Origin of the sequence: Rhizobium herbae (assembly GCF_019511375.1) — a bacterium.
Taxonomy (GTDB): domain Bacteria; phylum Pseudomonadota; class Alphaproteobacteria; order Rhizobiales; family Rhizobiaceae; genus Pararhizobium; species Pararhizobium herbae_A.
Genome location: NZ_JAEUAO010000002.1, coordinates 741,903 through 762,343, shown reverse-complemented (window position 1 = coordinate 762,343; position 20,441 = coordinate 741,903). Strand labels below are relative to the sequence as shown.

The window sequence follows — 20,441 nt, the reverse complement described above, 5'->3', positions numbered from 1 at the left end:
GTGATGGCGGTTTTTCTATGCTCGGTTGATAGCGGGCATCGGTCAAGCGCCGATGAAGGCGTATCTTGGAAACTCCCTGCCCGTCAGTCGATATGATCCCGCGCCCGGAGGAGGGCAACATCATCCGCGGTGGTTGCGTGATACGAGACGAACTCCTCAGATGTCACTGGACCAAGCCCGAACCTCTCGATCAGATCGCGATCTTTCGATCCCCAGAGAATCGCGATCTGCTTGGGTCCGAGAATATCGCGAGCGCCCCCATTCTTCCGAAGTCGCTTCATATAATCGTGCTGCTGCCCAATCGCTTGCACCTGGCTGCGCGAAATTGGCTGCCCTTGTATTCGCTCAAATAGCGCGGCCAGCCGCCACTTGCCTGTTCCGGCGTCCATGATCGCCTTCCGTTCGGCGAGAGGCAGCACTTCCCAGAAGTTCTTTGGATAGCGCTGCCTTCTGAGTATCCACCAGATGTGGACGTATTGCGCCGCCGCGATCTGTCCCTTCTTGTCCTGGTTGTTGCTGGTACGGAGATATTCCGGCCGGCAGACGATGAGGCCGACGTCGCACAGGGCGGTCCGCTCGTCCGCTTTCATGAGGATTGCAGGGCGTCCGATGCTTTCCCGCGGGATCATCCAGTCCCGCTTTGTCGTCATCTTGATGTCAACCTCTGTGCCATTCACAGAAAGGTCCAGCACCGCGCCCTTGGGCATGCCGAGGAAGTTCCGCAGCAGGATTTCGACCTTTGTCCCTATATAGGTCTTTTCGGTTTTCTCGATCTCCGCAAGGGTGAACCTGTTTGTCCGGGGCGCATCGATGACTTCGTCGAAAGCCTGACGGAACAGACCAGTCACCATTTCCGTGAACGCATTGAGCCCTCCCCCAGCGGCGAGGATCGCCGCCTCAATGGCAGAGAGGGTCAAATAATCCTGATGTGATGAATCGAGCGGCGCATGTGACATGCGCCCGATGTTCGCCGCACATGGTTAGCGGGAGGTTAAGAAATTAACCTGCGAGTGCCGAAACGGGACGGCTCGCCCTCGTCTCCATCGCCTCTCGGAGCTTCGAGGCTACCGCCTTCGCGACGGGCGGCGGGAATGCATTGCCAACCTGACGGTAGGCGGCTGTCTTCCGTCCATGGAATTCCCACGCATCGTCGAAGCCCTGGATGCGGGCGGCCATGCGGACAGTCAGGCGCGGCATGCCAACGAAGTCGCGAGCTGGTGCCTGGTCGGCGACGCCCATACCATCTACGCCGAGCGTTGCCCACGCCCGCTTCGCGCGCGTCGGACCGAGGTCCGGGCCGCCATGTTTCTTGCTTCCTCCAACTAGGGTGGGCGCAACGTCGTTCGCGCGCTTGGCCCAAGCCTTTGCCCCTTTCCAGCCGTTCGCTCCCATCAGGTCAACCAGAGTCTCGCCGACGGTTGGCGCATCGGCCGGCGACGGAGTCGGCCACTCAAAGCGATCTTTGATGTCGTCGCGAAGCGCGACGATTATCACGCGGGGGCGAAGCTGCGGCACGCCGTAATCGCTGGCGTTGAATAGACGCCAATGCGCCTCGTAGCCGAGTTTCTTCAGTTCGCCCCGAATGAATCCCCGATAGCCCTCAAAGACCGCTCCAAGAAATCCACGGACGTTCTCGATCATGATCGCCTTGGGGCGTGTCTCATTCACCAACCGAATGGCAGCAGGGAACAGGTTACGCTCGTCTTTGTCCCCCAATTGCTTTCCAGCAATGGAAAACGGCGGGCACGGTAAGCCGCCCGCGAGGAGGTCAATGCCCTTGTAGCCGCGGCCGTCGAACAGAGTCAGGTCTTCCTCGTGTACGGTCCACTCCTTGCGGTTCAGCCTAAGGGTGGCACAGCAGTCGCGATCAATCTCGACGACGCCGGCATGGTCGAATCCTGCTAGCTCAAGGCCTCGTGCCTGACCGCCAGCCCCAGCGCACATTTCAAGTGAGGTGAAAGACATCGGGCCTCCATACAGGAACATACATGAACAAAACAAGAACGTAGCCGGGATAGCACGCCGCTCGACTCGGCGCAACGGCTTCATCCGTCAAGATATTGTTACAAGGTTTCGCCAGGCTTAACCGGGTGAACGGAGCAGGAACCCACAGGTTTACTTCATGCCTGGAGGAAGTCAGTGATACGTCGCTCGACCTCCTCAATGTCACGAAGTTCGCACTCCCAGATCACGAGAACTTGCCATCCCATGTCCTGAAGCTTCGAAAGGTTCTCGGCATCCCTGGCGACATTGCGGTCCATTTTGGGACCCCAGTAACTCGTATTGGACTTTGCCGCCGAACGGGCTTCCCAGCATGTGGGATCATACCGTAAATGCGCGTGCCAGTAGCAGCCTCGGACTTCAATTATCTTCCGGCGTGGCCCGAGGACGATATCCGGCTTTCCCGGCAGGTCCTTTCTATGGAGTCGATACCGATACCCGAGGGAATGGACGAGCCGGCGCACCGCCATTTCGGGGCCAGTGTCCTTGCTCCGAATGCGCGACATATTTTGACTGCGTTGTTCGGTCGTTTCGGGCATTTTCGTTGGGCTGATTTTCCGTGACAGCATCTGAGCCTTAACGAAGGCTCACGTATATGTACATGACGATTTCCATGTCCCCCACCCGCCCAAGGGCGGTGCTGCGGCCCTCCCCCGGGGAAGGGCCTCACGCCCCTCGCGGGGCGTTTGGGATACCATCACGAGTGCGCCAGCGCGCTCGTGATGCCGGAGAAGGTCGCCCCTACAAAGAAGTGTTGACAACCCCACACACCACCCCCACATTGCCGCCTGCGAGATGTCGTAACTCGTTGTAAGTCAACATTTTTTGGAAACGGCTGTCGAAATCCAGGTTCCCCAGCCAAACCTTTCCAAAGCAAAATCAAAAGATGCGACTGACGAACAAGCGTATGCGGCTCTTTTCATGTCGCGTCATGTTGCAATCCAGTTCCCTTGATTTCCAACGGTTTCCGGCTGTCCTCGGCTAATCCACGCGACATGGAATGCAACATGGAAACGACGCACGCCGGCGCGGCGTGCTTGGACATGGGTCTATGGTGGGGCAACCTTTGTATAATTTCGCAAGGGGTGGTTGTCAGATAGGTTCTCGTTTGCCTCATGAGTCCTCCCCGGACGAGGCGGGCAGCCCCGGTGTCTCGCGACTCCTCACCGGGTACGCGGATATCACATCCGCGAGGACCGCCTCGTCTCAAGCTCGAGGCGGTCCTTTTCGGTACGTCACCTATCGCCGGGACGCAAAAAGCCGCCCATCAGTTCCGCGGCGGTAAAGTCGCAGTCGCTACTCTCGCCACCGACGAAGACGTCGCAGGTCATGGTGGACGCCCTTGAGCGTCGTGGGGCGATAGGAGCACAGGGCATCACTTGTCCTGGCCAGCCCGGTGCCGATCGCCTCGGCCTCTTTCGAGTAGTTCTCCCATATCTCACCTGGGCTCTCGTCAAATCATCGTGGCCGCGCGGTCAGGGCCCGCACGGGCTCAGATGACTTCGAATCAGAGCGTCACCGCCTCGAACAGGCCTCGAAGTTTAGAAGCGCTTCGTTGAAGCGCAGCGCGCTCATGTGTATCAAGGTCAGGAAGCAATTCGGTGGAAATGCCTTCGCGGCCCACAACGCGGGGAACTGATAAAGCTACATCGCGCACACCTTCGATCAACGCTGTGACGCTCGAGACTGAGAGCACCGCCTGTTCATCCTGCCTTATCGCGCCGACGATCCGGGCAAGACCTGCTCCAATTCCGTAGTAGGTAGAGCCTTTGCCCTTGATGATGGTGTAGGCCGCGTTGCGGGTCTTGCTGTCGATCTCTGCTCGGACAGCGTCGGTAACGGGAGCGCCAATCTGTGCACCGAAGAGAGCAACAGGAACTGTGCCCGCCCTGGCACCGGACCAGGCCAGGACTTGGCTGTCGCCGTGTTCGCCTAGCACATAGGCATGAATGGATCGCGGCGACACACGAAGATGAGCCCCCAGCAGGCTACGAAACCGCGCGGTATCGAGAATTGTCCCCGAGCCGATCACGCGATGGTTTGGCAGCCCGGAATAGGCTGTGGCGATCTGGGTCATGATGTCGACCGGATTGGACGCAACCAGCAGAATCGCGTCAGGACAGACGCGCGTGATTTCGCCGACAACTGTTCGGAAGACCGCGGCGTTGCGGCTCAGCAGATCGGTTCGCGTCTCCCCGGATCGTTGCGCGACCCCTGCGGCTATTACGACGACACCGGCATCCCGAAGATGATCGTAGTCTCCATGAGAAATCGAGGTTCCTGAGGCAAACGGCATCGCATGTGCGATATCGAGCGCGTGTGCTTCGGCCAGAGCCGGATCGAGATCGACCAGCACGACCTCGCTCGCGATGCCGCGTAAACCCAAGGCGTACGCAGTCGCGCTGCCAACCATGCCGGCCCCAACAATGCCGACTTTCATCGCGCTTCCCTCCCTGTCGGAGTTGCCCTAAGATTGGCCGCGCAGATCGGACAATGCAAGGCCCTGATGTGGACTCTTTAGGAAGTATCTGATGGACTGACGGGATGAGAAGCCGCCAAGGTCCAGGCCTCTCCTCAGCAATGAAGACGCGCCAGTTCGAACCGAGCCGCGCAAGCGTTCGGGGCAGCTTGCGACCTTGGTCTAGCTAACCTGAACGTCCGCATTCTCGGTATGGACGCTGAAAGCGGTCAATCTGCTTTCGCCCCCCAGATCGGTCACCGTTCCGCGGGCAGCGCGTGTCTGCTTTGGGGCGGATAATGTTGAAGAAGTCGACGTTGAAGCGGGTTGTTCAGCTCGCCTGGCGTTCGCGATCGAGGTTGACGCGGCCCTCCTGTCCCTAGTGCCGCGAGTACTTCAGCACTGGTTCAAGCCGGACTTTTTCAACACAATCCACGAAAGCGGACGCTCATTTGGCGGTTGAAAACCACGCGCGCGCTGAACCTATTATTCGCGTGTAAAACCGCCATCGCAGAGTATATTGATGCCCGTTAAATGATCTCGACCGAGTTCAGACGCACGACACAGCCCGTCCCAGGTACGGCGAAGCAGTGATGTCGCTCAATGCTTAAGGAGGTAAGTCGTGCGGGTCCGATTTTGATTTCGGAAGTTTGGTAGCAAGGCGTAATATGCTCCTTTGATGCTCGACAGAGCGCGTTCCGGGAGGACCAGCCGATGGCCATCGATCATGAAGAACTGCTGCATCTGCTCAACCGCCGTCTGTTTCTCGTCGGCAGCGCAGCTTTGGCTTCGGTATCAACCATGCCGTGGAAGGCGCTGGCGCTTTCCACGGAGCCCCTGAAGTTCGTGCAGGGCGAATTCGAGGTTACAGTGTTTAGCGATGGTTCACTTAGGCTGCCGCTCAACATCATTGCTGCCGATGCGTCACCGGCACAGCTTAAGGAAATAGCCAAGCGACTCGGCTGGACGTCTGACAATGCCGAACTAGGTACGAACATACCGTTGATCAAGAAAGGCCAGGATCTCGTCCTTATCGACAATGGGTCGGCTAACAAGTTCCAGCCGACGGCAGGCAAGCTTGCCGAAAATCTAAAGGCCGCGGGCATCGATCCGAGCGCGGTGACCAAGGTGGTGTTCACGCACGCGCATCCTGACCACATCTGGGGAACGCTTGTTGACGGTGACAAACTGTTCCTGCCGAATGCCGCCTACTATGTTGGCAGTGCCGAATGGAATTTCTGGACAGACCCGGAGCTCCTGTCCAAGATGCCGGCCGAAATGGGAGACTTCGTTAAGGGCGCCCAGCGCAGTCTTGCCGCCGTCAAGGACCGCGTGACGATGGTGAAGGGCGGCGATGAGATCGTGCCGGGCCTATCAGTGCTCGACACCCCCGGCCACACGCCAGGCCATATCTCGCTCGAATTGTCGGGTGGCGAAGGGCTGATTATCACGGCCGACGCGATGACTAACGAAATCGTCTCGTTCGAGCACCCGGAGTGGAAGTTCGGCTTCGACGCCAACCCGGACCTTGCGATCGAAAACCGCAAGAAGCTCGTCGATCGCGCCGCCACCGACAAGATCAAGATGCTCGGCTTCCACTGGACCTATCCGGGGCTGGGCATTGCTGAGAGGAAGGGCGCCGCCTACGTCTTTGCCAAGGCGAGCTAGACCAGTGCCCGTCTGGTCCTCGCAAACCCGATAACCTTTAGGGACGCAGGTTCCCATCACGTCAGAATCCAAGGACCAAGGTGGCCTGGTTACATCCACTTTATGGCCGTCACAGTACACCGCAAAAAGTGACGTCTGCAATTTCGCGTCAGATTGGGGCCCGCAATTTGGTCCCAAAGGGACATAGAAGCTTGAGCATGCAGCGTCAGCTTTGCGACCCCATAGCAGTCATCGAGCCGCCGGCGCCGTTGCTGCAAAACGGACAGGGCGCAGTGACTACGCGGGTCGCAGTTGCGCCAAGCCGCCATTCCGCCCATGCGGTGATTAGATCACGAATTCCTCCTCGTAAGTCTGTGGCTCGGGAACGACCGTAACGTCCACCGGAACGATCCAATTGGCCGCGTAGCTCTCGCAGTCGGAATGCTGGAGGTTGGGCTGCACGCGCCCCGCCCCATCGATCGCGCGACATCGCAGTTTATATCGCCCCACTTCTTCAGGGGTCCACATGTACTCCCACAAGCGCCACGCAAAGGGACGTTCTGTTTCGATGAGCCTTCCCTCGCGCCAGCCCCGGTCATCTCCGGTGCAGACCTGCACCTGCCGGATAACATCCTCTCCGCTCCAGGCGGCTCCGAAAATCCGATACGGTTGGCCGGCGATGAGACGCGCCCCCTGCACGGGACGCGCGATCTGCGCTTTGACCTCCATCTCCGCAAGAGGGACCAGCCTGGGTTCCCCTAGGCTGCGGTCCCAACGGAAATAGTCGCGCGCCTGCCAGTAGCCAAGGAACGGTTGTTCCACAACCGTGATATCCGTGATCCACTTGACCCAAGCCATGCCGAACCAGCCACCCACGACCGCGCGTAGGGGGTAGCCGTGATCGCGCGTCAACGGCTCCTCGTTCATCGAATAGGCAAGGATCGTGCTGTCAGCGATGGCCTTCTCAAGCGGTAAACTGCGCGCAAAAGCGATCGGGCCGGGAGAAGCCGTTTTCTTATTCGTGTCGACGACGCCGCTGTCGGCGCCTGCGAGCAGAACCTCACGTGCGGTTCGCTTGACGCCCGCCATTTCCAAAATCTCGCGCAGAAGAACACCTGTCCACGCGGCATTGCCGACGGCTCCGTTCTGCCACTGCAACCCCTCTTTCGGTGGCACATAGTAGACGCGGCCGTTCCCTGCGCACTCGACGACGGCGGTGAAAGTCGTGCTACGCATCGCCTTGATGCTCTCGAGGTCAAGTTCGATCGGCCGCTCCACCGCTCCGCCAACGCGCAATCTCCAGTCTCGCGCATCCAGGTCCGGCGACGGGAAATGGTTTCGCACGAAGAACAGTTCGGTCGGGATCAGCCAATCCGAGAGCGACGCAAACGGAAACTCGATGTTCGGTGGGGATTTCTGTCGAACTATTAGACCGGGTTGCTCTGGTGTCGGCATCGTCCTCGTCTCCCTTTCAAGAGCGCAATGTCGGCTCTCGGACGCGGAGTCCGGTACACACCGCCCTTCGCAGTGCGTCTGTCGCATTCCGCCTTGGGGCCCGCATTCTAGCACATACCGCACGTTCCTCGGATCGACCTCGAACGGCAGCAAATGGGCCGCGGCCTTGGCCGCTTTGCGCCCCATATCAGTCATGGAGGCAAATCATCGGCCTGCCTGCAAGCAGACATCGGCCTGGCCGCGGCGTCACATCGCCTGTGCGCCAAAGCGGAAATCAACTCGCCGGTGGCGGATGTCCGTTCCGGGCCGCTAGGGCAAGCGGTCGTCAATAGGTCGACGACCAGTGAGCCTGACCGTCATAACGGAGCGGCGTCTGACAGCCGGAACGCTAGGACGCCATCCGCGCGCGCAGGCGGGGGCCGACCCAGTCAAGGAAGCATCTCACCTTCAGCGACAGCGGTTCGGCTGGTCCGTGAACGACATTTACTGGCAGCGGCTCCGGTGCGAACTCCGCCAACAATTCCTGCAGAGCGCCAGAGCGCAAATGTTCGTTGATCTGGTAAGAAAGTACGCGAATAATGCCGATACCGGCCAGCGCAGCCTGAATGGCAGCCTCTGTCGTGTTGACCGCGAGCTTGAGGCGCGGCTCGACGGCGAAGGCCGCCCCGTCCCGGCGGTATCGCCATTCCGGAGCGGTCGCGAAGCCCTGGAAGCTTATGCCATCATGCGGGGCGAGGTCTTCCGGCTGACGCGGTACTCCTCGGCGGGCGAGATAGTCGGGGCTCGCGCAGATCACCCGGCGGACGGCACCAACCCGTGTTGCGATAATCGCGCTGTCCGGCAGGTGCCCAATCCTTAGGGCTACATCGACCTGCTCATCCGTCAGACTTAGCTGCCGATCACTCAGGGTCAGCCGCAGGCTGATATCGGGTTGCTCCTTCAGGAATTCGAGCGCAATTGGCAGCAGATGGCGCTCGCCGAAGGCAATCGGCGCGGTCACGTGCAGCCCACCACGCAGCGCTCCATAATCGCCGCTGGCTTGCCGCTCCGCTGCGTCCAGTTCCTCGAGAATTCGACGTGACGCGGCGACGAAGGCGCGCCCCTCCTCCGTCAGGGCGGCGCCGCGACGGGTGCGCACGACCAAGCGAACGCCAAGATGCTTTTCAAGATCGGCCACTTTGCGGCTGACCGTGGCCAGCGGCGCATTCAACCGCCGTGCCCCGGCAGAAAGACTGCCGGCGTCGACCACCGCCAACAGCACCGCCATCGCGTCAAAACGATCCATCGAAGCCTTCCATAAAATGAGAAGAACGTTTCCACATTGCCACCATACCGCGTTGTTTTTGGATGTCATAGCATTCGCGTCGTCAAGGGGCTCGACGTAGCTCCCGTCGTACTACTGATCCGGAGAAAGATGTCATGCCTCAACTTTCGCGTCGCGCCTTTGCCAGCGCCCTGCCTCTCGGCCTCATCGGGGGAAGCCTCCTTGGTGGAGGCCTGCTCGGCGACTCCGCCGCCCATGCGGCGACACAGGAAGCTGCCAAGGCGCCTGTTGCGGTGAACCCGCTCGCACAGATCCGCATCGGTCGGTTCACCGTGACGGCACTGACGGACGGGTATGCCGATATGCCCTATGACTACTTTCCGGGGCGCTCAGCGCCCGAGGTCGAGAGGGCGGCAAGGGCACAGTTTACCGCCCGGCCGAGTGGGGTTCGGTTCCTCTTCAACCAGTATCTCGTCGAGGATGGCGAGCGCCGCATCCTGATCGATGCCGGTGCGGCAGGGTCGATCGGGCAGACCGGACAGTTACCACAGGCACTCACAGCGCTCGGTCTGCAGCCCGACAAGATCGACGCGGTCATCGTGACGCATATGCACCAAGACCACATGGGTGGGCTGGTTCTGGGAGGCAAGAACAACTACCCCGGAGCCGAGCTTTATATCGATCGTCGCGACATCACTCACTGGACCGATCCGGCCAAGCGCAACGGCGCGCCTGATTACCTGCAGACGAGCTTCAGGATGGCGGAGGAAGTCGTGCGGCTATATCCGAGGCTCCAAGCGATCGACGGAGAGCGCGAGATAATGCGGGGCGTTTCGATCGTCGACCTGACCGGCCATACACCCGGCCATATCGGCGTGCGGGTCGAAGATGGCGGGAAGAGCATGATCATGGTTTCGGATATGATTTTTCCGGTCGTGCATCCGGCCGCGACCGATGTGTTCTTCCTGTTTGAGCAGGACCGTGCCGCAGCGAAAGCCATGCGCGATCGCTTCTTTCCCCGTGCCGCGTCGGAGGGCGCACTCATCGCAGCCACGCATATGCCGTTCCCTGGGCTCGGCCGTGTCGTTGCTGATCACGGGGAGATGCGTTGGCAGGTCGCAGACTGGGCCTTGCAGGACTGATGTCTGCTCTCGGTGATCTTAAGGGTAAAATGCCAAATCACTGAGTTCGGCGATCCAAAGATAGATCCGGGCTCGCATCGTAAGACAACGATGCGAGCCTGCGTGGGCAAGGAGAATAGGCATGCCATATCATTTTCTTGAGGTTGCCGTAACGCCGAGCGTCAGGGCAGCTCAGGCGGAGATGGGGGTGGACCAGATATGGCTGGGCGCTGGCGACCGCCCTTCAGACACCCTCACCGAAGACGAAATCGCCTTCATCGCCTCACGTGACAGCTTCTATATGGCATCGGTCTCCGAAACGGGTTGGCCATACGTTCAGCACCGTGGAGGAAAAGCCGGCTTCCTCAAAGTCGTCGATCAGCGCACGATGGCCTTCGCGGACTACCGGGGTAATCGCCAGTACATCAGCGCGGGCAATTTTGCCGCTAACGATCGGGCCTGCCTGTTCTTGATGGACTATGTGCGACGGGCACGGCTCAAAATTTACGCGTATGTGGAGCGACTGGCGCTTGATGCTGACCAGCAACTCACGGATCTGGTGTCCGACCCGACCTACAAAGGAAGGGCGGAACGGATCTTCAAGCTTCGGCTTGAGGCGTTCGATTGGAATTGCCCACAGCACATCATCCCGCGCTACACCGAACAGCAGGTTGAACAAGCTGTCGCTCCTCTTCGTGAACAACTGCAGCGATTGGAAACCGAGAACGCGACTTTGCGCGTACGGTTGGAGAACCTTAAAAGATGACCGAAGCTCAACGACCACCCCTTCCACCTTTTACGTTTGAAAGCGCAGTCGAGAAAGCTCGTCTTGCTGAAGACGGCTGGAACAGCCGCGACCCCGCGAGGGTCGCTCTGGCATATACGGTAGACAGCCAGTGGCGCAATCGTGCCGAGTTTGTCACCGGGAGGGAAGCGATCGTCGCGTTCCTTTCGAGAAAATGGCGGCGGGAGCTCGACTACCGTTTGATCAAGGAGCTCTGGGCTTTCGGTGGCAACCGAATTGCCGTCAGGTTTGCCTATGAGTGGCACGACGACAGTGGGAACTGGTTCAGATCGTTCGGGAACGAGAATTGGGAGTTTGACAATAGCGGCCTGATGCGTAAGCGCTATGCCTGCATCAACGACCTGCCTATCCGCGCCGACGACCGCTGCTTTCATTGGCCGCTTGGCCGCAGGCCAGATGATCATCCAGGACTGAGCGAACTCGGTTTTTAGTCGAAACTAGCCTGTCGCTGTTCATCTGGCACTCAAAGGCGGCGGCTCAGGAGCCTCACCGCCGATCAGCTCGCCGGCGCCTTGCCCGTCGATGCTCGCTCAACCAAATGGCAGGCGAGTTCCACCCGTCGCGGCGGCATGGGTAGACCGGAAAGCTTGTCGCGCAGGAGATCAAGGGCGACCGAGCCGATCTCCCGCATCGGAATGTGCATCGTCGTCAGTGGCGGATTGAGGAAAACCGCCTGAGGCAAGTCGTCCATCCCGATCACCGACACATCGCCAGGTACTGAAAAGCCTTTTTGTTGAATGCCGATCATGGCCCCTACAGCGAGGCTGTCGCCTGCAGCCAAGACGGCGGTGAAATCCAGCCCGCGGGCCGAAATCCGCTCGGCAATGGCCTGCGTCGCAAGCTCCGGCAGCCAGTCGTCGACTGGCACGACGAGATCATCAATTGCCGGCAGTCCTTTCGCCAGCAAAGCATCGCGCCAGCCTTCAAAGCGGCGCTCGATCGTTCTTCGGCCGGGCCGCATGAGAAAGAGGATGCGACTATGACCGAGATTGATGAGGTGGTCGGTCGCCAGGCGTGCACTCGAGCGGTTGCACGGGGTGACGCTTGATAGCCGCATGAACGGATCATCGCTGTTGAGCAGCACAACCGGCTTGTCGAAGTCGCGGGTTGCGGCAAGCATGCCCTCGTCGTCGACGGTGAGGAACAACAGGCCGGCCACCTGATCGTCTTCTTGGGCCTCCTTCAGCACCGCCAGTTCCTCGCTGCGATCGGCGATCGGCCGGGTGACGATTTCGAGGCCGAGCGTCTGCGCGCGATCCTTCAGCCCCTCCAGCACGTAGAGGGTGAACTGGTTGCGCACATAGTCGATCATCGCAGCACTCGATGCGGCGAGAATGACCTTCTGACCGGCAACGGCCGTCGGGATGACATAGTTCGCGTTCTTTGCCGCTTCGAGGACCTGCTGGCGGATTTCCGGGCGAACACCCTTTTCGCCGGCCAGGGCGCGTGACGCTGTGCTGAGAGAAACGCCGCATGCCTCGGCGATATCCTCGAGACGGACACGCTTGCTTTTCTTGCCGCGCTTGCCGGACGGCGGTTTTGCGATCATTTCGCTCCTCCTTTTCGCAATCATGAGAAAAATTTTCAGATTGCGCAAGAAGAAACGTCGTGGCTTTATTTTCTCCGAGGAGCCGCGCGAGCGGTATACATGGGAGGAACGTCATGGGCCCGAATGCCCGCGATATTCGCGTTGGTCTCGATCGTCTTGTCGCCGGCATGACCGGCCTCAAGCACGAGGGTCGTTTCCACGAGCCGAACCTCGATGGGACCGCGGGTGACTACATCAGCTTCGACAGTTGGGAATGGCCGCAGGGCGTCGGGCTCTACGGCCTGATCAGGCTCTGGCTGTTCACCGGCCGCGACGATCTGCGCCAGCTCGTCGAAAACTGGTATGAAGCAAGGCTTGCAGCCGGCTTGCCCGAGCTCAACGTCAACACGACGGCGCCAATGCTCGGCCTCTCCGTGCTTTGGGCAAAGACCGGAAATCCGCGGTGGCAACCGGTGCTCGACGACTGGGCGGACCGCGTGATCGCGGACATGGGGCGCACGCCGGAAGGCGGCTTCGAGCATCATGTCTCCGATAAGGTCAACGACAACGAACTGTGGGACGACACGCTCTATATGGTGGCGCTTTTCCTCGCCTCCTACGGCCAGGCGAGCGGCCGGCGCGCGCTCGTCGACGAAGCTTCGCGACAATTCCTCGTCCATGCCCGCTATCTATCCGACCCTCAAACCGGTCTCTGGTTCCATGGCTGGACATTCGATGGCCGGCACAATTTTGCGCGGGCACGCTGGGCGCGCGGCAATGCCTGGATCACCGCCGGAATTCTCGATTTCTTCGACCTCGCCGAAATCGCAGCTCCGGTCAGGACCTTCCTCGAGGGAGTCCTTACCAGCCAGGTCGACGCTCTCCTGCCGCTGCAGACCGCATCTGGAGCTTGGCGCACCCTTCTCGACGACGAAAGCTCCTATGAGGAAATTTCGGCCACTGCCGGAATTGGTTATGGCCTGCTCAAGGGCCACCGCCTCGGCCTCGGCACGCCCGCCTGGCAGGCCGCCGGCCTGAAGGCGCTGGAGGCGGTCATGAGCAATATCGACATGAACGGCACCGTGCTCAACGTCTCCTATGGAACGCGCATGGGTCATGATCTCCAGTTCTACAAGGACATCCCGATCCAGCCGACCGGCTACGGACAGGCACTGGCGATCCTGTGCCTGTCCGAAGCCCTGCAGCATGTCGGCGCAGAAGGACAGGCGGCATGAAGATGAAAGTTTTGTATGGCGCCGGCCCACAGGACATCAAGGGTTACGACACGGAACGCCTGCGCGGCGAATTCCTGATCACCGACCTCTTTGCCCCGGATGCGGTGAAATTCACCTACACCCATGTCGATCGTCTGCTGATCGGCGGCGCCGTGCCGGTCGCGAAAAGTCTGACCTTCGGATCCGGTGCCGAAATCGGTACCCCCCATTTGCTGTCGGCGCGCGAGATGGGCATCGCCAACCTCGGCGGCAGCGGCACAGTCATCGTCGACGGGCAAGGATTTACGCTTCAGAACCGCGACGTTCTCTATGTCGGACGGGGTGCAAGGGAAATCACCGTCGCGAGCCAGTCCGCCGATGCGCCGGCGCGCTACTACATGAACTCCGTTCCCGCGGGCGCCGATCTGCCCCACCGGCTGATCCCGAGGCAGGAAGCCAAGCCGCTCGATCTGGGTGATGCCAGACGATCGAACAGGCGCCGTCTGGCGATGTATATTCATCCGGAAGTTGCTCCCTCCTGCCTTCTCCTGATGGGCATCACCGATCTTGCCGAAGGCAGCATCTGGAACACGATGCCACCGCATCTGCACGAGCGCCGCATGGAAGCCTACTGCTATTTCGACATGGCGGCGGAAGACCGGGTCATCCATCTCATGGGCCGCCCCGAGGAGACGCGCCACCTCGTCGTCGCCGACGGTGAGGCGGTTTTGTCGCCCGCCTGGTCGATCCACATGGGCGCCGGTACCGGACCGTATGCCTTCGTCTGGGGCATGACCGGAGAGAACCAGGAATACAACGACGTGACCCCCGTTGCCGTGGCGGAGCTGAAATGACTGATACCACATTCCACCTGAAGAAGAGACTGGCCGCGCGCGAACCCATCCGCTACTGGCAGCTTGGCGCGATAGCGGAAGAACGTTTTGACGTCCCGGACCAGCCGATGGAGGGCGAAATGGACCCCTTCTTCTTCCTGACCAAGCACAAGAACTTCATTCCGCATGAGTATCCTTGCCGGACGATCTTTGCCGAGCGCTACCGCGGCAAGCGGCCGGACGTGCGCGGTGCCTTCGAAGGCATGCGCTGGTGGCTGCCTTTCGGATCGCCGCGTCTCGATCTTTCCGGCTTCTGGTTCCGCCCGACGCGGCTTTCGACTTGGGCTCGGACCTATATCGAGGCGGAGGAGGCGGGTACGGCGAAGGTCCGCCTCGGCACCTGCGGCGGCGCGGTGCTGTGGGTAAACGGCGCCGAAGCGGGCTTTATGGCCCCCTATAGCCGCAACCTCGAGGCAAGGGCCGAGTACGACCTCCCATTGAAGGCCGGGCTCAACCAGATCGAGATCTTCTTCGACGACCTAGCCGAGCGCGACGCGCGCTACTTTTTCCAGCTCGACTACCTCTCCGGTCCCGGGGCCAGCGTGGCGCTGCCCGTTCCCTGCGAGAGCGAGGCGGCGGCCAAGATCGAGCACGTTCTCGACGGCATGCACTTCGATCGCCCCGCCTACCTCGAGGGCGACATTGCTCTACTCTTCACCACGCCGCTGCCGGTCGACGTGAGGGCCAATGTCACCGTCGAAGGTGACTTCATGTCGAGCGAGCGCTTCGACCACGATTTCGTCCTGAAGGCCGGCGACCGGCGGCTCGTCATCGGTCCTTCCGAAAGAGCGCCAGCCGACTTCCGCCATTTCCGGGTCACGCTCGATGCCGGCGGCTTCGTCGCCACGCGCTCGCTGGGCGTCGAGATCTGCCACGCCGGCCGCCAGGGCGAAGCTCCATCATCGCTTGGGGATCGTATCGCCGAAGCGCTCGACGAGATCTCCGAATTCTCCGAACGCGACACCGTGCGCGCCTTCGCGCGGCTGGCGAGTGGGCGCTCGGGCGCGGACACCGATGTGATGATCGAGGAGATCCTGCCGTCGATCGAAGATTGCCACGATTGCGCCGATTTCTCACTCGTTCCGCTGATCTGGTCCCGCACCGTGTGGGGAGAGGATATCGGCGACAGGACCCGCGCCCGCATCGATGATGCCATCCTCAATTTTCGCTATTGGATGGACGAGCCGGGCAATGATGTGCAGTGGTACTTCTCCGAAAACCACGCCTTGCTGTTCCATACCTCGGCCTATCTCGCCGGCCACCTTCTGCCGGATGCCACCTTCCGCCGCTCCGGCCGCAAAGGCAGGGACCAAAGCGCTGTCGGGGCGGCCCGAGTACGGGCCTGGCTCGACCATTTCGAGGCGTGGGAAATGGCGGAATTCAATTCCGCGCCCTATTTCCCGATCGACCTCAAGGGGCTGACGGCGCTCGCAGCGCTTTCACCGGACGCGGACATCGCCGAGCGCGCCAGGAATGGCATTGTCCGGCTTTGCGAAATTATCGCCCGCTCTGCCCACCACGGCATGATCACCGCCGCTCAAGGGCGCTCCTATGAGCATACGCTCTGTGCCGGCCGCTCGCTCGAGCTTTCGGGCGTAGCGCGCCTGCTCTGGGGCAAGGGCTGGTATGGCCGGCGCGTCCATGCGCTGCCGCAGCTTGCCGTCTTACTGCGAGATCATGGCCTCGTGGTGCCGGACGGCCTGGCCGCGGTCGCCTGCCACGAAACCGACGACCACCAGGAATGGCGCTTCGCCCAGGGCGAAAACCGGTTCGCAGCGCTCTACCACTACAAGGGACGCAATTTCGCGATGGGCTCCGCCGTCCACTACCGCTGGCACGAATGGGGCTACCAGGAGACTGTCCTGCACTTAAGGATCGGTGAGCGTCCGGAGGCCGCGGTCTGGATCAATCACCCCGGCGAGACAATTCAGTTCGGGTACGGCCGACCCTCCTTTTGGGGTGGTTGCGGCGCCCTCCCTCGCGCGCACCAGTACAGAGGGTTGGCCGTACTCGACTTTTCGACCTTCGAGGAGCAGCCGGATTTCACCCACGCCTGGTTCCCCGTCGCCGAGTTCGACGAGAGCTTGGTAAGGGGAAACCTTGCGCTTGCGCTCAGCGGACGGGGAGCGGTTATACTCATGGGCAGCAGCGACCTGGAACTGGTGCAGGAAGGCCCGTCTGCGAAGGCGGAATTGCGCCAGTACGGCCGCAAGACACGCTGGATCGCCAGGGTGTGCGACGCATCCACGCTCGAATCCGTGAAAGCCAGATTTGCCGCGCTCTCGGTGGAGGAGGCTGAAGACGGCACGCTTGCCATCGACGACCCCGACTACGGCCGCGTGCTGTTCCGCAAGGACGGATCGGCGCAGGCCGAGGGGCGAACGATCGCACCCCAGGATTTCCCGGTGGCCGGTGAGATCGCCATGCTGGCCGCGAAATGACGATCCGGGCGCCGGCCAGGAGAAGCCGGCGCCCGTCCAAACGCCGAGCCGGAGGAGGCTCGTGCATGAAGAGGAGGAAAAGGCAATGACCAAGACCAGGACGATGCTTGCGGCTTTCGCCGTCGGACTTCTGACGTCCACGGCTGCGATGGCCGGCGACGTGCGTATCATGTGGTATTCTGACGGGGTCGAGGGCGAAGTCCTCAAGGATCTCCTCAACCGCTTCATGAAGGAGAACCCGGGGATCAACGTGATCCTCGACAACGTCTCCTACAGCGTCGTTCGCGAACAGCTGCCGGTGCAGCTTGAGGCAGGGGACGGCCCGGACATTGCGCGCGTCACCAATCTAAAGGCCCAGAGCCAGCACTGGCTCGATCTTCGCCCGCTCGTGGCGGACGCGGCCTATTGGGACACCAATTTCGGCGACCAGGCCGACTGGATGCGCCCCGACGGCTCGAACCAGATTTCCGGTTTCATGACGCAGATCACCATCGCCGGAGGCTTCGCCAACAAGACGCTGTTCGACCAGGCCGGTGTCGCCATCCCGGGCAAGGATGCAACCTGGGACGACTGGGCGAAGGCCGCAAGGCAGGTGGCGGAGAGCCAGCAGGTGCCTTTCCCGATGGCGCTCGACCGCTCGGGCCATCGGCTGAGCGGACCCAACCTCTCCTACGGTGCCAACTACATCGGTGCCGACGGCAAGCCGGCGCCGCTTGACGAAGGCTCGAAGGCTTTCCTCGAAAAGTTCGTCGGCTGGATCGCCGATGGCACCATGAGCAAGGACGTCTGGGTGTCCGCCGCCGGCTCCACCTATCGCGCCGCCGCCGACGACTTCATTAACGGCCAGCTCGTCTACTATTATTCCGGCTCTTGGCAGGTCCCGAACTTTTCCACGAAGATCGGCTCGAACTTCGACTGGGTGGCGACGGGCAGCCCGTGCGGACCGGCGAGCTGCACCGGCATGACCGGCGGCGCCGGGCTGGTTGCGATCAAGTACACGAAAAACCCCGAGGACGTCGCCAAGGTGATGGACTATCTCGCCCGAGAGGACATCGTGAAGGAATTCTCCGAGCGCACCTTGTTCCTGCCGGCGCATAAGGGCGTGCTGGCAAAGGGGCTCGACTTCAAGACCGACGACGCCCAGGCACAGGCGGCGCTCAACGAGTTCGTCGCGGCGGCCGGTTCGCTTTCCGACCTCGCGCGCAAACTGCCCGGCTGGCACTGGGCCGATACGGTCTACGGCGCGCTCGTGACGCGCGTGAGCCAGGCGGCGGCCGGCGAGATGCCGCTTGACGAGGCGGTGACCCGCATCGATGCCGACATCCAGGCCAAGGTCAAGGATTCGGGGCTCTAACCATCCCCGAGACCGGGTCGACGGCACCAGACCTCCGGCGCCGTCGCCCCCCGGGGCCGCCGGTCGGCAATCGGCCGCGGCCGTTACCCGCGCTGCACAGCGCGTTGAAGCGCAAGATGCCGGGCCGGCCGTGCCTACGGTCACTCGCTATCTCACGTCGTCAGGAAGGCAAACGATGAAAGCGGAAACACCAAGACCGGCCGGCTCTGGTTTCGGCGAAGCGATCATGGTCCCGGTCCGTCTCGCGATGGGCCTGGTAGACGCCCCCTTGCGCTGGGTGCAGCGCAAGCTCGGCCTTGGCGGCATGGCAGCCTTTTTCCTGCTGCCGAACATGTTGATTTTCGGCATCTTCGTGCTGCTGCCCTTCTTCATCAACTTCGCCTATTCGATGACCGGAGGGACGGCACTCTTCCTCGACGACCGAACCTTCGTCGGCACGGATCAGTACGCGCGGCTTTTCGACTGCTCGAACTACATCGATCCGAATAGCTGCACCGAAGACACCTTCTGGACCGCCGTCGGCAATACCGCCTGGTTTGTCGTGCTCCAGGTGACGCTGATGATCCTCTTCTCGCTCGTCACCGCGCTGATCCTCAACCGCGAGCTGATGGCGCGCAGTTTCTGGCGGGCGGTCTTCTTCTTTCCCGTCCTGTTGTCCCCGGTCGTCGTCGGCCTGATCTGGAAATGGATCCTGCAGCGGCAGGGCCTGTTGAATTTCGCACTCTATGGCTTCGGGTTCGAGCCTTACACGTGGCTCAACGACCGGAACTGGGCTTTTGCCGCAGCGGTCGGCGTCTCGATCTGGGCGCATATGGGGTTCTACACGCTGATCCTGCTTGCCGGATTGCAGGCGATCCCGAAGGATCTCTACGAGGCGGCCGAGATGGACGGCACCCGACCGGCGCGCGCCTTCTGGCGCATCACCTTGCCGCTGCTCATGCCCAACCTGCTCGTCGTCATCGTGCTCGTTCTCATCCGAGCCGTGCAGATTTTCGACGAGGTCTACGTCCTGACCGGCGGCGGTCCGGGCACCAGTACGCTCTATCTCACCCAATACATCTACGAGACCGGCTTTGCGACGCAGTTGCGCAACCCCGGTCTTGCCGCGGCCGCCTCCATCCTCATGGGCATGGTGCTGGTCGTGCTGACATTGATCCAACTCGGCCTTGGCCGCTCCAGCGAGAAGAAAGGGAGCCGCAAATGAGCCGGATTGCCGCGTTCATCTTCCGCCGCAAGGGCCGCAACGGCTGGCACTGGACGGACATCGTCACCTGGATCTGGTTGGTTGGCGGCCTTCTCATCATGTTCGGCCCCGCCGTCTGGCTCGTCGGCTCCTCCTTCAAGTCGCCGGCGGCGCTCGCCGAGTTCCCGCCGACGATCCTTCCCTATGTCACCCAGAAGGCGACCGTCGAAGGCTACGACAAGCCGCTCGATCTCTATGACGCGACGTTGCCGGACGGCAGCAAGGCTGTTCTGGCCGAAGTCCGCCGCATCGGGGTCATCAGCCAGATGGTCGATCCGGAAAAACCCGGCGAGATCATCAAGGTCAACATTTCGCAGCGCACGCCGGTCAGAACCATGGCCTTCGCGACGACCAATTACACCGAGCCGTTCACTCATTTCGACTTCGTGCGTTACCTCTGGAACTCGGTTTTCGTGACGGTGACGGCAACGCTGATCACGCTCGTCGTCAACTCGATGGCGGCCTTCGCGCTCAGCAAATACGAATTCCGCGGCAGGACCTTCGCGATGCTCCTGATCCTCGCGACGCTGATGGTGCCGCTTTCCGTCATCATGGTGCCGCTCTATTCGATCGTCTCGGCGCTCGGCCTCTTCAACAATCTCTGGGGCGTAATCCTGCCGACGGTGGCCACGCCGACCGGCGTGTTCATCCTGCGCCAGTACATGCTGACCATTCCCGACGAATTGATCGATGCCGCGCGCATGGACAAGGCCTCGGAGTGGCAGATCTACTGGCGCATCGTCCTGCCGCTGACCGCGCCCGCTCTTGCGGTTCTCGCGATCTTCTCCGTCGTCTGGCGCTGGAACGACTTCCTCTGGCCACTGATCGTCTTGTCGCGCAAGGAACTCTACACATTGCAGGTGGGCTTGAGCATCTATTCCGGCGAACTCAACGTGCAGTGGCACTTCATCCTCGCCATGACCGTCGTGACCATGATCCCCGTCGTTCTGGTCTTCATCTTCCTGCAGCGCTTCATCACCACCGGCATCGCCGGAACCGGATTGAAATAAGGGGGGC

17 protein-coding genes are annotated in these 20,441 nt (G+C 61.3%); 10 read left to right on the top strand and 7 right to left on the bottom strand.

The window, feature by feature from the left end; translation table 11 throughout:
- Nucleotides 1-83 precede the first annotated feature (83 nt).
- The 4 genes from JNB71_RS10855 to JNB71_RS10840 form a co-directional block, all read right to left on the bottom strand.
- On the bottom strand, nt 84-956 hold the full coding sequence (locus JNB71_RS10855) for a NaeI family type II restriction endonuclease (protein ID WP_220371800.1): 873 nt from the start codon (nt 954-956) through the stop codon (nt 84-86).
- A 43-nt stretch (nt 957-999) separates the two neighbouring features.
- A complete protein-coding gene (locus tag JNB71_RS10850) occupies nt 1,000-1,965 on the bottom strand; it encodes a DNA cytosine methyltransferase (RefSeq protein WP_220371799.1) in 966 nt (321 codons plus the stop codon).
- A gap of 155 nt (nt 1,966-2,120) precedes the next feature.
- Nucleotides 2,121-2,540: a very short patch repair endonuclease gene (locus JNB71_RS10845; RefSeq protein WP_220371798.1), complete on the bottom strand. Its 420-nt coding sequence runs from the start codon at nt 2,538-2,540 to the stop codon at nt 2,121-2,123.
- A 968-nt stretch (nt 2,541-3,508) separates the two neighbouring features.
- Complete coding sequence (locus tag JNB71_RS10840) at nt 3,509-4,441, bottom strand: L-lactate dehydrogenase (protein ID WP_220371797.1); 933 nt, start codon at nt 4,439-4,441, stop codon at nt 3,509-3,511.
- A 732-nt stretch (nt 4,442-5,173) separates the two neighbouring features.
- Here JNB71_RS10840 and JNB71_RS10835 point away from each other — a divergent pair.
- A complete protein-coding gene (locus JNB71_RS10835) occupies nt 5,174-6,127 on the top strand; it encodes an MBL fold metallo-hydrolase (RefSeq protein WP_220371796.1) in 954 nt (317 codons plus the stop codon).
- 324 nt (nt 6,128-6,451) lie between these two features.
- Here the strand turns inward: JNB71_RS10835 and JNB71_RS10830 are convergent, their stop codons facing one another.
- Nucleotides 6,452-7,561 carry a sulfite oxidase gene (locus JNB71_RS10830; protein ID WP_220371795.1) on the bottom strand — a complete coding sequence of 370 codons (1,110 nt, stop codon included), beginning with the start codon at nt 7,559-7,561 and terminating at the stop codon, nt 6,452-6,454.
- Nucleotides 7,562-7,949: 388 nt separating this feature from the next.
- The gene (locus JNB71_RS10825; protein WP_220372242.1) at nt 7,950-8,846 is read right to left on the bottom strand and encodes a LysR family transcriptional regulator; all 897 of its coding nucleotides are present in this window, start codon (nt 8,844-8,846) and stop codon (nt 7,950-7,952) included.
- A 134-nt stretch (nt 8,847-8,980) separates the two neighbouring features.
- On the opposite strand from JNB71_RS10825, the gene JNB71_RS10820 reads away from it, so the two are divergent.
- The 3 genes from JNB71_RS10820 (at nt 8,981) to JNB71_RS10810 (ending at nt 11,182) form a co-directional block, all read left to right on the top strand.
- Nucleotides 8,981-9,967, top strand: a complete 987-nt coding sequence (locus JNB71_RS10820; protein WP_220371794.1) for an MBL fold metallo-hydrolase — start codon at nt 8,981-8,983, stop codon at nt 9,965-9,967.
- A gap of 121 nt (nt 9,968-10,088) precedes the next feature.
- A complete protein-coding gene (locus JNB71_RS10815; RefSeq protein WP_220371793.1) occupies nt 10,089-10,712 on the top strand; it encodes a pyridoxamine 5'-phosphate oxidase family protein in 624 nt (207 codons plus the stop codon).
- On the top strand, nt 10,709-11,182 hold the full coding sequence (locus tag JNB71_RS10810) for a DUF1348 family protein (protein WP_220371792.1): 474 nt from the start codon (nt 10,709-10,711) through the stop codon (nt 11,180-11,182). Before JNB71_RS10815 ends, JNB71_RS10810 begins: the two co-directional genes overlap by 4 nt.
- Nucleotides 11,183-11,247: 65 nt before the next feature.
- Here JNB71_RS10810 and JNB71_RS10805 read toward each other — a convergent pair whose 3' ends face one another.
- Nucleotides 11,248-12,300: a LacI family DNA-binding transcriptional regulator gene (locus JNB71_RS10805; RefSeq protein ID WP_220371791.1), complete on the bottom strand. Its 1,053-nt coding sequence runs from the start codon at nt 12,298-12,300 to the stop codon at nt 11,248-11,250.
- A 113-nt stretch (nt 12,301-12,413) separates the two neighbouring features.
- Between JNB71_RS10805 and JNB71_RS10800 the strand changes: the two genes are divergently transcribed.
- From JNB71_RS10800 to JNB71_RS10775, 6 genes are all read left to right on the top strand, one after another.
- A complete protein-coding gene (locus tag JNB71_RS10800; protein ID WP_220371790.1) occupies nt 12,414-13,514 on the top strand; it encodes a glycoside hydrolase family 88/105 protein in 1,101 nt (366 codons plus the stop codon).
- Complete coding sequence (kduI, locus tag JNB71_RS10795; RefSeq protein ID WP_220371789.1) at nt 13,511-14,347, top strand: 5-dehydro-4-deoxy-D-glucuronate isomerase; 837 nt, start codon at nt 13,511-13,513, stop codon at nt 14,345-14,347. Before JNB71_RS10800 ends, kduI begins: the two co-directional genes overlap by 4 nt.
- A complete protein-coding gene (locus tag JNB71_RS10790; protein WP_220371788.1) occupies nt 14,344-16,827 on the top strand; it encodes a hypothetical protein in 2,484 nt (827 codons plus the stop codon). The genes kduI and JNB71_RS10790 overlap by 4 nt, the downstream gene beginning before the upstream one ends.
- Before the next feature lie 85 nt (nt 16,828-16,912).
- Complete coding sequence (locus JNB71_RS10785) at nt 16,913-18,181, top strand: ABC transporter substrate-binding protein (protein WP_220371787.1); 1,269 nt, start codon at nt 16,913-16,915, stop codon at nt 18,179-18,181.
- A gap of 175 nt (nt 18,182-18,356) precedes the next feature.
- The gene (locus JNB71_RS10780; RefSeq protein ID WP_220371786.1) at nt 18,357-19,385 is read left to right on the top strand and encodes a carbohydrate ABC transporter permease; all 1,029 of its coding nucleotides are present in this window, start codon (nt 18,357-18,359) and stop codon (nt 19,383-19,385) included.
- Nucleotides 19,382-20,434, top strand: a complete 1,053-nt coding sequence (locus JNB71_RS10775; RefSeq protein WP_112856660.1) for a carbohydrate ABC transporter permease — start codon at nt 19,382-19,384, stop codon at nt 20,432-20,434. Before JNB71_RS10780 ends, JNB71_RS10775 begins: the two co-directional genes overlap by 4 nt.
- Nucleotides 20,435-20,441: the final 7 nt, after the last annotated feature.